Genomic DNA, 13649 nt, shown 5'->3' with positions numbered 1-13649 from the left:
CAATAGTTATTTGGTTAATAACAAATCAATTTCAATACGACGGTTTATTGACCTGTTTGATTCACTGTCATTTTCCACCAAAGGTCTCGCATCACCTACACCTTCAGGAATTACCCTACTCTTCAAAGCGCCGTTATCTAAAAGTCTGTCTGTTAGTGCTGTCGCTCTTGCAAGAGATAAGTGCCAATTGGATGGAAATTTGCTAGTGAATATCGGTTTATCGTCAGTGTGTCCGGTAATCACTATTTTCCCTTCGACAGACTCCAAAGTCTGAGCAATCTTAAAAATGATCGGGTCAATATACTCAACAAGGTCAGCACTCCCAGATTCAAATAAATCTTGAGCTTTAATGGTGATCCTTACTCTATCCTGCAAGGAATCTACCGATACGATGCCTTTCTCAATTTCAGTCGCAAGATAGACTGAGATTTTTTCCGCAATCGGCTTAGTGTTGATAATCGTAGATGTAGAAATAATTGATTGGTCTTTAGAAACAAGGTTCATCAGGCTTGAGAAAGTCTTGTTCGACGCCGAGTTGAGAGCATGGTTAAAGTACATAAAAACACATACCAAAATTGCGGCAGTTACAGAGCATAATACCCATATAGGCGCACTCTCTGCTGACTGAGAGCCACTTGTGACACTTTCAGTTGGGTCGTAAGCCCATTCGATGTTATTACAACGGCCAAAATTTTTAAGTATGGAAGTAATTTGTTTTCGTAGCCTCCTGTGGGACTCTAGGCCATTTTGCTCTAAACGGTACTGGCCGACAAAGCCAAGAGACATACATACAAACATTAGCTCTAGCAAGTCAAGGTTACTTTCTGCGGTACCCATACATTTTTTCAGATTCTCATAAAATGCCTCTCCCCCCCCTTTGAAGACGAGTAAAAAGATGACAATAAAGAATCATGACTCCATGCAGATTGCCCGCCCCAATTCGTATTTAAGACAGCCTCATCAATAACGCAGCAGAGGCTATAACGAGCAATATCTATCGTTTCTAGACTTACTTCCTGTTGACGCAGACGATTCTCATAGTCACGTAACTTTTGAGCTAGTGACTCCTTTAAGTGGTGAATATCCGAATGAGTCGCAGTGGCTCGGATCTGAGCCACTATAGACAAGATCCCATTCGCTTCCGCGAGAACTGGGTTGCTACCATAAGCAACGATACTGTCATTGTTAATATGTTCAGCATTTGAGCTAAGTACTATCGTACTATCCGATGATACCTCTTTCGTTGTCGGTGGTTTCTTTCGACCAGGGCTCGGCTTGACTATTGTTTGTTCCATTCGTGTCACTCTTATTGACTGATACACCAAAGCTCTAATGCAGCGTTGGGAAAGTTACCTGACAAATGTAACGCCATACCGCCACTTTCACTGAGTCGTGTCCAAAAATGTCCTTTCTTTATGACTTCAAAGTAAACATAGCCAGTTTGGTAAGCGATTTGACGAGGAACAACCGATAGAGGCGCAACAGAGATACCGTTAATTTGGTTGTTGATAAGTTCGCGAATTTGCTCCACTGCACCAAATTTCAATTGTCCAGGAACAAGGCGTCGAATTTCTTCAGTATTAATGTCCGCTTTAACTGCTAGTACGAACTGACAGCTTTCGAGCAACTTTTTATCCGGAAGAGGCGCAACGTGTATCCCATATTGCCTTGACTCTAATGGCAGTTTAGTCGCGGTCTGATCCAAGACAACACTTAGGTATTGGCTTATTGTTTGGTTTAAAGATTGGAAGAAACAGCCCAGTTCTAAATGGTCATATTGCTCTACGCTAGGTAAACGTTTGGACTTATTTGAAAATGTCGCCAACTCTCCAAGATAACTTTGTAACAACATTGAAAAATCGACTGGAGTGATGTGATCTAACTCTTTTATATGGCGAAATTTAGCTTCATATTTGTTCAACATCTGCAGCATAATGAAATCAACCGCAGAGGCTGACGCAGCCTTACCTTGACCTAACCTCTGAGAAATTGAGTCAGCTCGGATCTTTGTCATTGCTGTAACGTTGTCTAAACACTCTGTAAGCTGTGAGTTCTTCTTCACATTCAAACTAGGTGGAATGAAACCCTCATCTAAAACAACTTCTCCTTCGGGCGTCACTTCCTTTATTCGACAAACTGGGATCTCTACATAACCCGCTAATTTTTCATTAGAACACTTGAGTTCGATATTAAACGTTTTTACTTGGATAGTTTCTTCATCTAAACCAGTATTCGAGTCGATGAGTTCGACATCATCAAGAGAAAACCGTTTAATCTCCTCAGCATTATCAGGACTTACACTCTTTTCTTGACCGTTTAATTCCGGCAGTACAATTTTTATCAACGTATTTTCCACACCTCTATCTATAGAGACTGGCTTAGGAGATTTGTGTTTGTTTGGACAGTCTATTACCGTCATATCTGGAAAAATGGCAGTCAAAGAATCGATTCTTACTTGTCCGTCTTTCAAGGCTGCTTCTGACAAATGTAAGTTCCATATTCCCCAGTAATAAGGAGATATATACTTTGCTAAATCCCTAAATTCAGAGGTTAAGGCCCTATCTTGCTGTTGAAAGTGTTGGGGACGTAAAAACATCCCCTCACACCATGCAGTTAAAGAGTATTCAGTCATTTATTATTGCCAATATTTATTTTACTACTAGTGATAAATCATCAATCAAGACTTCATAGGTGTTATAGCCAGTTTTATCTACTTTGATAACTTGTCGCCAATTGGAGTTTTCTATATCCCTGAAAGCTGCAACTAGCCCAATAAACTCTGTCTTAGGGTTCATACTTGCTTGATAGTTTTCCACTGAGTCTGGTGTCAGCGAAAACTCAAACTTATTAACCAGATCTGGACCAAGTACTTTTTCCGGATTTTCATATAACGAAAAGAAATCCTGATTAGAAAAAATAGTATCAGAAGTAAGCTCAAACACATAAAACACAACAGGTGACGGCCTTCCATTTGAGTCCGGGTTGATATTATGCGCTGACTTTACCTCTAAAGTAGAATAAGGCTTAACAACAAAGTTTGCGGCACTACAACCTACAATCACAATTGACAAAAACAATATTAAAAATATTCTCAACATACTAAATCCCTTCTTCTAATGTTCCCCACGCTGTGATGAATCATAATATTTAGAAAAATCATCCAAATAAAAAGGCGTATCACTATTTACTATCTCATCAAAAAGTTGACGGTGTATATTTTGGAAACTTCTCCAATTAGTGACATATTTTCTTGATGGATTAATCTTGTTAATTAGCGAACTGCCACTTTGATTTGATATTGAGATTGACTCTGGATCCACGAGGGACATAACACCAAGCACTGAACCTTCAACCCCCTTCATCAAAGCGCTCTCATGTTTTTCGATATCTAGAAATGCTTCTCGAATAGCTGCATTGGGATCTATAAAGCTGGAAGTCTGTCGATTATACAAATTGTGAATTGCGTCTTCTAAGTTAGCAGAGAACTTCAACGGGTTATTTTCTTGCTTTTGAAATGCAGTATGGTTAAGCCGATTGTTTTGCTTAAATTGAGCCCGCTTGTGTAGCGTTTCCATCAACCCGATTAACATCAAAGAAAATGATTCTCCAATTTGCTTGTACCAGTCTTCTTTGTTGCTTTCAGGTATCAATTGCGGGTTTATACCAAGCCCAGTAATGAATGCGTTTAACTCTTCGCACCCTCCAACATTAATTGATGATTTATTATCCCTAAGCCCATCTGCTTCAACCTTATTATCAATAACATGTGGTATGTCACTTACATCAAAGAAATCATCAGTCAAACCAATATCTAATTGAGTACTACATTCCTCTTTTGGGTTGGTTTCCAGCACTTCTGGTATACTAAAGCCAAAATCATCGTAGTCCGGTTTAACTGTTGGTACGAGGGTCTTTTGATGCTCTTCATTCGCATTATTGTCTAACCTAGTTGACCCAATTTCGCTCTCAAAAGTGACTTCCACCGTAACTTGGTAATCACCAATAGATAATGTATCACCATCATTTAAGTGAACTTCATTCCCTTGTCCGATCGGGCTTACAGCGTTATTAACAAAAATGCCATTAGTTGACATGTCGCGAATTAAGAAGGTGTCACCAAATTTGACTAGTTCACCATGTAAGCTAGATACTACTCGTTCAGGGTCTGGCAAGATCCAATCACAATCTTCTGAGCGACCAAACGTAGCTTTAGCATGTTCACTTCCCTCATTAAATTTAAATTCCGTTTCAATCTCTGGAGTAAACTTGTGAAAACTTGTAATGCTTAAAAGCAACATCGAATAAACCTCGCCGAAAATTCACGTAGCAAAAATAAAATACAATTCAATCAATAACAATATTTTCAAATAAGTAAATAGTTTAGAAAAGACCACTAATTAATTACACGGAAAGAATAATGAATCATTTTCAACCCAAAGCAATAAGTGAATATTGAATTACTCCAATAATACAGCGGAGTTCAAAGTTTTGACGCATCAAGTTTCATGCGTCAAATTTCTGATGTTAGCTTGACCGAGAAACAGGAATCTAATCATTTTTATGTAGATAGGAAATCATATATTTCACTCATCATTATTTATGGAGCACTTTTGATGGCTGACAGTAATAAAGACAAATCTATTAGTAATAGATCTGATGGTGATAAGACGAAAGTTGTAAAGAGTCAAAATAAAGACAACAATAAAGTTAATAAAAGAAATTTAAAAACTGAGGGTAACTTCAAATCGAATAGCACAAGAAATGAAAATTCATCTCAAGTTTGCAACGACGCTAAGAATGCAATTAATAATCAAAATTCCATTAAACCTGCATCAACTTCCGATGGTAGCTCGCTGCTCGGAAAGGTCATCAAGAATCGATATGAAATTGAATCTCTGATTGGCCACGGAGGGTTATGTGATGTCTATTTAGCCAAGGATATAATCCTTGATTCTTCCGGTGCAGATAACCCTCACGTAGCATTGAAGATCCTTCAGGATGAGTTCGCTGAACAGCCTGAAACTGCCCGCATGCTGATTAGAGAAGCACAGCAAACTCAGAAGCTGAGCCATCCCAATATACTTAGAGTCTATGATTTCGGCGTAGATGCTAATGTGTACTTTTTGGTCATGGAGTATGTCGACGGCGAAACACTAGAGCAATTAATTCAACGTTCTAGGCCAAATGGATTATCTTTTTCTGCCACTATGAGTATTGTTGGGCAGGCACTCAATGCCCTTGATTACGCTCATACGAAAGGCGTTGTCCATGCCGATCTAAAACCTGCTAATATTATGATCACACCTGAAGGCAACGTTAAGCTACTTGATTTCGGAGTATCCAAGACTCACAGGGTACAACAAGATAAGTATGCCGCTAGGCGACAATCTCAAAGTCTTGACACGTTGGGCTACACTCCAAATTACGCATCAAAACGAGTTCTTGAAGGGAAAGAACCAAAGTTTCAAGATGATTTATTCGCTTTCTGCTGCATTATTTATGAATTGCTATCTTGTAAGCACCCTTATAACAGAACCCCTGTCAATGAAGCCTTAAAGAAAAGCGTAAAAGTTGTAAAACCTAACAACCTCCCATTTAGCAAGTGGCCTGTTTTAGCCTCTATCCTAAATAGCGGCAGTGTGAAAGAAGAAGTAAATGCGCGGCTACTGTTAGATAAACTTAATAAGAACTACTTGAAGCTAATCACTCCATTGGCTGTAACCGTAACTTTAGCTATTGGCGCAGCTTATACTTTCCAGCACCAACAAAATAAAATTTCAGAGTTAGCGTTAACCTTAAAGAAAAGTGAAGAGGTATTAAGTGAACAGCTAGACTTACTGAAGCTTACTGCTACTGAAGCTAAACAGCTCATTGACAGTGAAGTAACTGTTCACCCTGTTATCAAGGAAGGCTATTTACGCGTACACAAAGAGAGTATTCTCGGACAGTTTGAATCTGAGATTGATAGTATCCTAAACACAAGCAGCACTAGCTATCCAAACTATGATCAAATTGAACTTGTGCTATCTAATGCGAGGAGTTACTACCCTGACTCTCACAAAATAGAAGTTTTGTCTGTAGACATTCAATCTAGCAAGCACTCGACCTTGCTATCAATATCCCGGCAAATCAATAGTCACCTCGAAAAGTCACGCTACGTCAAAGAGCCCGATGTACGTTCTATTTACGATCTTAAACACGATTTAAATACGATTCATCGTGAGTACCGTTTTGTACCAAGTTCGCTTGCCTCTGAGGTGTTTGGCCAACAATTAACTGAAGCACTTAAAGAAAAAGACGCAGCCTCTCTCGTTACTTTGCTAAAAGTTGGCAATACGTTTTTTTCTGGCATCGAGGAATATAAAGATAAGTTGGTCACGAGCAACCAAATGAAAGACTCTATACTGGAGATGAAGTTGTATATTCAATCTTTAGATTCAAATACGCCACTACCTTTCCCAACTCACGCCGCAAGAATTTTGTATAAAGAAGATTTTGATGGTTTGCATTTCCGCTTAGAGAAGGCGAAGACAACGGTTCATCTCGACAAACTCGTTGATGACCTCAACGTACTATCTAAGCGGTTTCCTGAAAATTTCGAAGATATCAATGCATTGAAATTCCAAATTGCTAATAAGTACCTAGACTTCTCAGACATTCTTTTGAACAAGCGTAAGGCTAAAAGTGCAAGACGAGCAATGCAAAAAGCCAACGCTCTTATGCAACAGATAGAGAGAAGCTAATAGAAAAGTGCTCGTTGAGACATCTTCTTAAGTAAAACGTGCTAACTCACTAAATTAAAAGTGACATGCCTTGCCGTTATGCAACTGGATTACTATATTGTAAGAAGGAGTTGTGACACAAAGGATCGCATTTTGAGTATTAAGAAGGTCCAAGTTAGCCAAATTAATATACTGATAGTTGATGATTGTGAAACAGCCAGTCTGTTGATCAAGCATCAACTACAATCGCTCGATGTGAGTCAGTCCAATATCACTTGTGTCAATAACGCTGCAGACGCGTTGAAAGCCGTGAAATCTCGATTCTATTCTTTCATTATTCTCGACTACCATTTGGGGAATGAGCTTACCGGGGTTGAGCTGTTAAACTTGATGCTACGGTCTAAACTGATATCTCACCTAACCGCAGTTCTGATGATTTCAGGCGATGCTCGGCAAGAGACTGTCGCTACCTCATTGTCGGGACACGTTAGGCACTTCCTTAAAAAACCTCTCCAAACCAAAGCTTTATCCCATAAGATACAGCTAGCACTCCAAGAGCAACAGCAAATATCCGAAGTTGAACGAGAACTTAACCTTTTCAGCCACTTAACTTTAGAAAAAGTCATATCTCTAAAAACAAAATATCAAAATAGTATTTGTGTTGAATCCTTAATTATCGACACGCTCGTCAAACATAATCGCCTCAATTTGCTAAAGCAGTTCCTACCATTTTGCCAACACAAAGATCACGCCAGTTTAGCGTGTGCTCAAGCTTACTTACTTAAAGAGGAAGGGTCAGTTTTCCATGCGATTCAATTACTCGCCGATTATGTTGCAAGAAAACCACTCTGCTTGAGAGCAATGGATAATTTAGCAGGGCTGTACGAGTCTCAGCGGCAATTGTCCAACGCGTTGTTACTTGCAGATAGAGCCTTCTCTCTAACACCAAGTAATAGTTGCCGAATGCTCAGCGTGTCCAGAATAGCGAGTAAACTACATAAAAAAGAGAAACTATTTGAAATTGGGTTGATCTACGCTGCTCGTTTATCGCCAACCGATCCAAACTGGTTGTTCGCGATCAGTTGTTACGTTGAGTTCGTATCAAACCTCTACGGTCAGCTCACGAATATCAAAGAAAAAAGAGAGTTACTGACGAAACTAAATCACTTTTGTGAAATTGCATTGGGCCAGTTGAGTCAGAATCAGAAAGCAGATTTAAGTGCACTAAAACAGATCATGCAATGCAACTTGCTTTTGAAAGAATCAAGACCTGAAGAGGCACACCAAAAGCTGTTACTTTCTATTAGCCTTTACTATAAAAACTTACTCGCTTGCCCAGCTATAATATTGCGTTTAGCGATACCTTTGATGGAGTTTTTTGGCGAGTTTGAATTACAGAATTCCCTCCAATTTATTTTGAATTACAAGCAAAGTGAACCCGAGATTGAGTATATAACTCGTTGTAATAATCGTGGCACTGGTGATGGTGTATCAATCGAAGAGTTCCCGTTTTCTATTGAAGCAAAACTCAATTACTTAGTTAGGCAACACTCGCACTCAGGTGTTCATGAGACAACGGCAACACTAAAAAGTCTAACCCAACTTGCACTCCCTCCAAACTGGTTGGTTTGGGTTAAGGACTTTTCTTTAGGTTCTCATGCCCCCCCCAACTCCCCAAACCTTTTAACTTCGATTTCTCATAAAGGAGAATGAATGCCTGATTTTGGAGTCGTGAATCAATAGGTAGGCAGCGATCTGGAAGTAATAACTGGTGTATTCTGACCTACATGAGCAACTATAAAAACTCTTCTATATTAATCAAACAACTACAGAATGTGGCAAACCGGGCTGAACTTCTTGGTATCTCACAACTCGAAAGATAACACCCAGATAAATAATTACCTATTAGGGATAACTTGAGTATTCAGGATACCACAACCTAAACTCTCAATATCGCCATAGGAGGTAACGAGATGGACGATATTCGTTTCAGAGAACTGCTCGCTAAGTTGGATGACTTAAGCGATACTCAAAAAAGATACCTAATAAATAAAGCGCAACTGTCTTTAGAAGACGCGCACAAACACTCGTCAATCATGGATATCCTCTCTCAAGAAGAGTTAAACGCCCTGCTGTCTATAGATAATAGTAAAGATGATTAAGTGAGCCATGCTAGTTTGAACAATGGAAACTGCTATCAATTGGCGATGCAACACAGGCATATTTCACTAAAGGCAATAATACAAACCTGAATCTAACCTACCCCCATAACTTACCTATCTTCCAAAGCATCCAACTGTCGCGAAATGGCAATCCAGTTCAAGTCTATTTTCCTAAGATAGCCTCAGTTCCCAAATTCAGTTTGAAATTCAACGAGGTTTTTATGCTTAAGAAAACACTTATCGCTACTTCTCTTGCTGTTGTTGCTGGCTCACTGATGGCGGCACCCGTGGTTACCAAGACTCAAACCGAAACGGTTGTCGAACAACCCCAGGTTACCGTGTTCACTAACGTGAATATCTTCAACGGCACCGATAACAAGCTGTATAAGAACCACTCGGTTGTTGTAACGGGCAATAAAATCACCGCGATCACTGATGGGAATGCCGACGCACCTGCTGACGCTAAAATCATTGATGGTGAAGGCAGAACCTTGATGCCGGGCTTGGTGGAATCACACATGCACCTTGCATTGCCAAAAGGCTTATTGGGCACAAACGATATGCGTTGGTCGGAAATCGCAGTTCATGCTCAAGGCTTTGGTGAGATGTACCTAAATATGGGCTTCTCAACAATTCGTGATGTGGGCGGCGCAGAAGGCTCATGGACAGACATGGAACGCGATGGTCGCTTGAACGCCTTCCCTCGTACTTTTGTTTCCGGTGCTCCTATCGCCCCTATTGGTGGTCACTCTGACGTTGGTCTTCAATCTCGTCGCTTAACAGACTCACCTCAAAACCTTGAAATTCTGAATATCATGTCGACGCCTGCTGGTGTGGATGCCATCCATGAACAAGGTCGATACAACTTCCGTCAGGGTGCGCAGTTCTTAAAGGTGTTCCAATCTGGTGGCGTGTCGTCTAAGTTCGACCCGTGGCAGTACCAGTCATTGCTAGATTCGGAACTGAAAGCGGCCGTTGATATCGCAAACTCATATGGATCTTACGTATCGACACACGCTTATTCAGAAAAAGCGATTAACCAAGCACTAGATACTGGTGTGAAGACCATTGAGCACGGTTTTATGTATTCACCTGAGCACCATAAACGCTTTAAAGAAGAAGGTGCATTCTTGGTGACAAACCTAACTGCGTTTTCTCCAGAACTTGCGAAGACGCCTGTAGTGCAAGATCCAATGATCCAAGCCAAGCTGCATTCAGCGCAAAAAGCTTTCGACTCTTATGTTGATAACGTCAATGAAGTGAACCCGGACTATCGCGCGTTTAATACTGACTGTGTTGGCGTTGCATCGACCTGTGCAAAACAAATTGCGCATGAGATTTACCTAAATGCGAAGTTCTTTGGAAACTACAATGCACTTAAAGCAATGACTTCGGTCGGCGGTCGAATCCCAGCAGAGTTGATGGAAGATTGGATCAACCCATATTCAGACGGCAAAATCGGTGTGATTGAGGTTGGTGCTTACGCAGATATCTTACTTATTGATGGTAACCCGCTAGAAGACATTACCTTAGTCGGCGGACGTGAGACTTGGTTTACCAACGATGCGAAGCCAGACGGTTCTCACCTAACAGAAATGGATCTCATCATGAAAGATGGTCAGATCTTTAAAAACAAACTGTAATCAAATACAACTCACCTCGCCTATGGGGGGGGTGAGTTTTTATCGAACTAAGACGATTTAATCACAGTAAACTCGTTTCTTCCGGCTTTTCTGCACACCGAGAACCCATCTGTCATTTGAGCGATCAATATAAGCCCTCGACCAGAAGGCAACCAACTGCCTTCATCGAACAAGTTGGGCGCTTCAATCTGCTTAGAGATGTGAGCTTTGAACGTATCTTCATCAATACCGTTTCCGTAATCAGCCACGCGCAGTTCAACTTTTGTTTTTTCCCCTTGAATCACTTCGCATTCTAACTCAACCGTTTTTCCGGTTTGTTCTTGATAGGCGTGGATGAAAGTATTGTTCATCAACTCAACCACACACAACTCAAGGGTTTGCGCGACGTGAGAAGAAACCGAGTGTTGTTGAAGGAACTCAACCAAATCGAGACTCGCTTGGCGTGAAACGTCTAAAGACGCTTGATAGGATTTCTGGAATAGCGAACTTGTCGACTTAACGGCTTGCGATTGTGCACAGCCCAACCATTGCACTTTCAACAAACTCACATCATCGTCGATTTCTGGTTTTCCTTGCCAGCTTTGCACTTGTTCTAAAACGGAATTGGTTTGTGCCTTTTCTGGCATCGCTTTACTCCCTTCGATGTTAGCTAGCAGTTGGTCAATGCCGTAAAGCTCCTCGCCTCGCTTGGCTTCCAATAAGCCATCGGAGAAGAACCAAAGCGCGTCATTAGGCTTGAGTTGGATACTTCCACCTTGGTACATCATCGGCTCCAATGCCCCGACGATGAAGTTGTTGTCACCAACAAGTTCCAAGCGGTTTTGTTCCGTCTGTTGCCAAACAAATTTAGGATGTCCTGCAGTGCAATAATTCAGTTCACCAGTTTCGGTGTTCAACACGGCGTATTCGATAGTGAAGTAGAGCTTGCTGTTTTGCGTTTGCTGGTAACGTCGATTAAGCCTTTCAATCACAGCAGCAGGCTCACTGATGCGGTATTCGTTGTCGCTCCAGTCTAACGTTATCGACTCCGATTTGTTACATTGTAACAAAGTTTGTTGAATCGAGAACGCCATTAAAGCCGAAGAAATACCGTGCCCGGAAACATCGAAGACATAAAACGCCACGTGGGACTCATCCAGCTCGACATAGCCCAACATGTCCCCGCCAATCTTGGCACAAGGGACATAAGTGAAGCTAAATTGTGCCGTGTGAATCTGTTCTTCCACGGGCAACAGTTGCCCCATTAACTCTCCAGCAGAGTCCAAATCCTGCTGAATGGTTTGATACGCTAAATCGAGCTCTTGGTTTTTTGTCGTGAGCGTATTGTGCAGTTCTAAGGTACGAAAGCCCGCTCGGATGCGCGCTTGTAGTTCCTCTACAGATGTCTTCTTATCGACAAAGTCATCGGCGCCTGCATCCATGCCTTTGATGATGGATTCTTGATCGTTACGGGAAGAGAGAAGCACAAAGAAGATATAACGAGAAAACGCCGACGATTTAAGCTCACGGCAAAGCTCAATGCCACTGATGCCCGGCATCATCAAATCACTGAGGACAAACTGAATGTCAGTTCGGTGAGTCAGCACTTCTAACGCAGACTCACCATCTTCAACGGCAATGACCTCGTACCCTTGCTTTTGCAATGCACTGGTCATGTAGAGCAGGACCGTTTTGCTGTCGTCGACCAACAATATGGACTTCATACCTCTCCTTGCCTGTTTGTTCTATTGCAGTACGCTACTCATGGATTGGGCATCTCTAAAACGGCTGTAATCTTCCGCTAAAAGTTGATGTTGATAACGAGTGTAAGACAACGCCTCATTCGAGATGACGATTTGGTTTTCTTTTTCCATCAATTGCCCACGCAGCAACTCGATTTGTTGATGCTGCTGACTGTGGTTTTGATACATGGCAACGAGTCCGCACACAGACGCTACGAGCAGCGTACACAATACGCCATTGATGGTTTTACTTCGAACACGCATAACCTCTCCTTGTCGCTTGGTGTCCTTCATTACTTGGTGAAGTCCAATAATGATTGGGACGTCTACAAACTAAGAACTCAAGGTTCCAAAACGCCGTGAGAGCCAATTGATGTTGTTTCATTAACAGAGTTAATTATAGGAGAAAGGCAGAAAAAGAAGAGAAAACCTGAACAAATTGAAGATCTTTGCGCTTAAAACGACAAAAAGCAGCAAGTCTACAAAAGCCTTGCTGCTTAGAAAAATTACGCTAGAAGTTAGCCTTGAAACGCTTCACGCACCGATACTTGTTCAAACCAACGTGCAATATTTGGGTAGGTTTCGAACACTTCAATACTCAAACCATTTACGGCAAAACCAACAAAAATGTAGCCGGTAATGTCTACGATGGTGAAGTTGTCCGTGGCGATGTGCTCACTTTCTGACAAGCGTTTGTCCAGAATTGGTAGGAATTCTAATACGCGAGATTTCGACTCGTCACCCCACGCAGCCACACAGTTTTCACGGTCTTGGTAAATTGCTGTGATATTGCGAAACGCCTGAAAAGCCGTATACAAACCTTGGAATTCGACAACGCGATGCCACATTTCCACCTGAGCACGTTCGAGCTGGTTAGCACCAAACAGCGCCAGATCATTTTCAAACGCTTCATCTAGGTAACGACAAATCGCCACGCTTTCGCAGATCGTCGTGCCATCATCCAGTTCTAGTAGAGGCACTTTGCCGTTCACGCTTTTCGATTTAAACGGTTCAGATAGGTTATCGCCCTCACGAACGTTCAGCGCAATTCGCTCAACCTCGCCAGCGATTTCCTTTAGAAAAATGCTAACTCGCTTACAACTTGGAGTCATTGCGGTTTCATAGAGCTTCATTTCACATCCTTTTATCTTTTTCTAACCGATTGGTTAGGATATACTGTAGCCAGTTTATAAACGATCAGTCAAGAACTTCACTATCAAAAATTTTCAAACAGTTGTGGGTCTGTTTGCTGAGCGAGATTTTTGATGCCGTTTGTGAGTTCACATGAATTTGGAGGCTGATACCCAAGAATAGTTGGGTATTCATCATATTGGTTCAGTTCGAACGCTAGAGGTTCTCTGTACCATCCCTCCAAAGCAATTTAATTACCCGATAAGCAGA

General features: G+C 41.4%; 10 protein-coding genes and 1 pseudogene. 4 read left to right on the top strand and 7 right to left on the bottom strand.

Going from position 1 to position 13649, the window contains the following annotated elements; translation table 11 throughout:
- Positions 1 to 6 precede the first annotated feature (6 nt).
- The 4 genes and pseudogenes from tssL to tagH all read right to left on the bottom strand — a co-directional run bounded on the left by tssL (position 7) and on the right by tagH (position 4298).
- Positions 7 to 1295 (bottom strand): annotated as a pseudogene (gene tssL, locus B853_RS26845) (type VI secretion system protein TssL, long form).
- Positions 1296 to 1306: 11 nt separating this feature from the next.
- The gene (gene tssK, locus B853_RS22245; protein WP_265102002.1) at positions 1307 to 2632 is read right to left on the bottom strand and encodes a type VI secretion system baseplate subunit TssK; all 1326 of its coding nucleotides are present in this window, start codon (positions 2630 to 2632) and stop codon (positions 1307 to 1309) included.
- Between the two features lie 16 nt (positions 2633 to 2648).
- On the bottom strand, positions 2649 to 3098 hold the full coding sequence (tssJ, locus tag B853_RS22240; RefSeq protein WP_038886805.1) for a type VI secretion system lipoprotein TssJ: 450 nt from the start codon (positions 3096 to 3098) through the stop codon (positions 2649 to 2651).
- 15 nt (positions 3099 to 3113) lie between these two features.
- Entirely contained in the window at positions 3114 to 4298 is a 1185-nt protein-coding gene (tagH, locus tag B853_RS22235; RefSeq protein ID WP_038886804.1) for a type VI secretion system-associated FHA domain protein TagH, read from the bottom strand.
- Positions 4299 to 4613: 315 nt separating this feature from the next.
- On the opposite strand from tagH, the gene B853_RS22230 reads away from it, so the two are divergent.
- From B853_RS22230 to B853_RS22215, 4 genes are all read left to right on the top strand, one after another.
- Entirely contained in the window at positions 4614 to 6743 is a 2130-nt protein-coding gene (locus B853_RS22230; RefSeq protein ID WP_038886802.1) for a serine/threonine-protein kinase, read from the top strand.
- Positions 6744 to 6875: 132 nt separating this feature from the next.
- Positions 6876 to 8435 carry a response regulator gene (locus B853_RS22225; protein WP_249027435.1) on the top strand — a complete coding sequence of 520 codons (1560 nt, stop codon included), beginning with the start codon at positions 6876 to 6878 and terminating at the stop codon, positions 8433 to 8435.
- Between the two features lie 260 nt (positions 8436 to 8695).
- Positions 8696 to 8884 carry a hypothetical protein gene (locus tag B853_RS22220; RefSeq protein ID WP_010452277.1) on the top strand — a complete coding sequence of 63 codons (189 nt, stop codon included), beginning with the start codon at positions 8696 to 8698 and terminating at the stop codon, positions 8882 to 8884.
- Between the two features lie 221 nt (positions 8885 to 9105).
- Complete coding sequence (locus tag B853_RS22215; protein WP_038886799.1) at positions 9106 to 10527, top strand: amidohydrolase family protein; 1422 nt, start codon at positions 9106 to 9108, stop codon at positions 10525 to 10527.
- 47 nt (positions 10528 to 10574) lie between these two features.
- Here B853_RS22215 and B853_RS22210 read toward each other — a convergent pair whose 3' ends face one another.
- From B853_RS22210 to B853_RS22200, 3 genes are all read right to left on the bottom strand, one after another.
- A complete protein-coding gene (locus B853_RS22210) occupies positions 10575 to 12230 on the bottom strand; it encodes a SpoIIE family protein phosphatase (RefSeq protein WP_038886798.1) in 1656 nt (551 codons plus the stop codon).
- 21 nt (positions 12231 to 12251) lie between these two features.
- On the bottom strand, positions 12252 to 12512 hold the full coding sequence (locus tag B853_RS22205; RefSeq protein WP_005443088.1) for a hypothetical protein: 261 nt from the start codon (positions 12510 to 12512) through the stop codon (positions 12252 to 12254).
- Between the two features lie 254 nt (positions 12513 to 12766).
- Positions 12767 to 13381 (bottom strand): glutathione S-transferase, encoded by a 615-nt coding sequence (locus tag B853_RS22200; RefSeq protein ID WP_038886797.1) that lies wholly within the window; start codon positions 13379 to 13381, stop codon positions 12767 to 12769.
- Positions 13382 to 13649 lie beyond the last annotated feature (268 nt).

The sequence above is a fragment of the Vibrio rotiferianus CAIM 577 = LMG 21460 genome, assembly GCF_002741985.1.
Taxonomy (GTDB): Bacteria; Pseudomonadota; Gammaproteobacteria; order Enterobacterales; family Vibrionaceae; genus Vibrio; species Vibrio rotiferianus.
This window is presented reverse-complemented; position numbering and strand designations above follow the sequence as displayed.

Excerpts from the sequence above, each read along its gene's own strand:
- tssK (WP_265102002.1), bottom strand. The coding sequence starts at position 2,632 with ATGACTGAATACTCTTTAACTGCATGGTGTGAGGGGATGTTTTTACGT.
- tssJ (WP_038886805.1), bottom strand. The coding sequence starts at position 3,098 with ATGTTGAGAATATTTTTAATATTGTTTTTGTCAATTGTGATTGTAGGT.
- tagH (WP_038886804.1), bottom strand. The coding sequence starts at position 4,298 with ATGTTGCTTTTAAGCATTACAAGTTTTCACAAGTTTACTCCAGAGATT.
- B853_RS22230 (WP_038886802.1), top strand. The coding sequence starts at position 4,614 with ATGGCTGACAGTAATAAAGACAAATCTATTAGTAATAGATCTGATGGT.
- B853_RS22220 (WP_010452277.1), top strand. The coding sequence starts at position 8,696 with ATGGACGATATTCGTTTCAGAGAACTGCTCGCTAAGTTGGATGACTTA.
- B853_RS22215 (WP_038886799.1), top strand. The coding sequence starts at position 9,106 with ATGCTTAAGAAAACACTTATCGCTACTTCTCTTGCTGTTGTTGCTGGC.
- B853_RS22210 (WP_038886798.1), bottom strand. The coding sequence starts at position 12,230 with ATGAAGTCCATATTGTTGGTCGACGACAGCAAAACGGTCCTGCTCTAC.
- B853_RS22205 (WP_005443088.1), bottom strand. The coding sequence starts at position 12,512 with ATGCGTGTTCGAAGTAAAACCATCAATGGCGTATTGTGTACGCTGCTC.
- B853_RS22200 (WP_038886797.1), bottom strand. The coding sequence starts at position 13,381 with ATGAAGCTCTATGAAACCGCAATGACTCCAAGTTGTAAGCGAGTTAGC.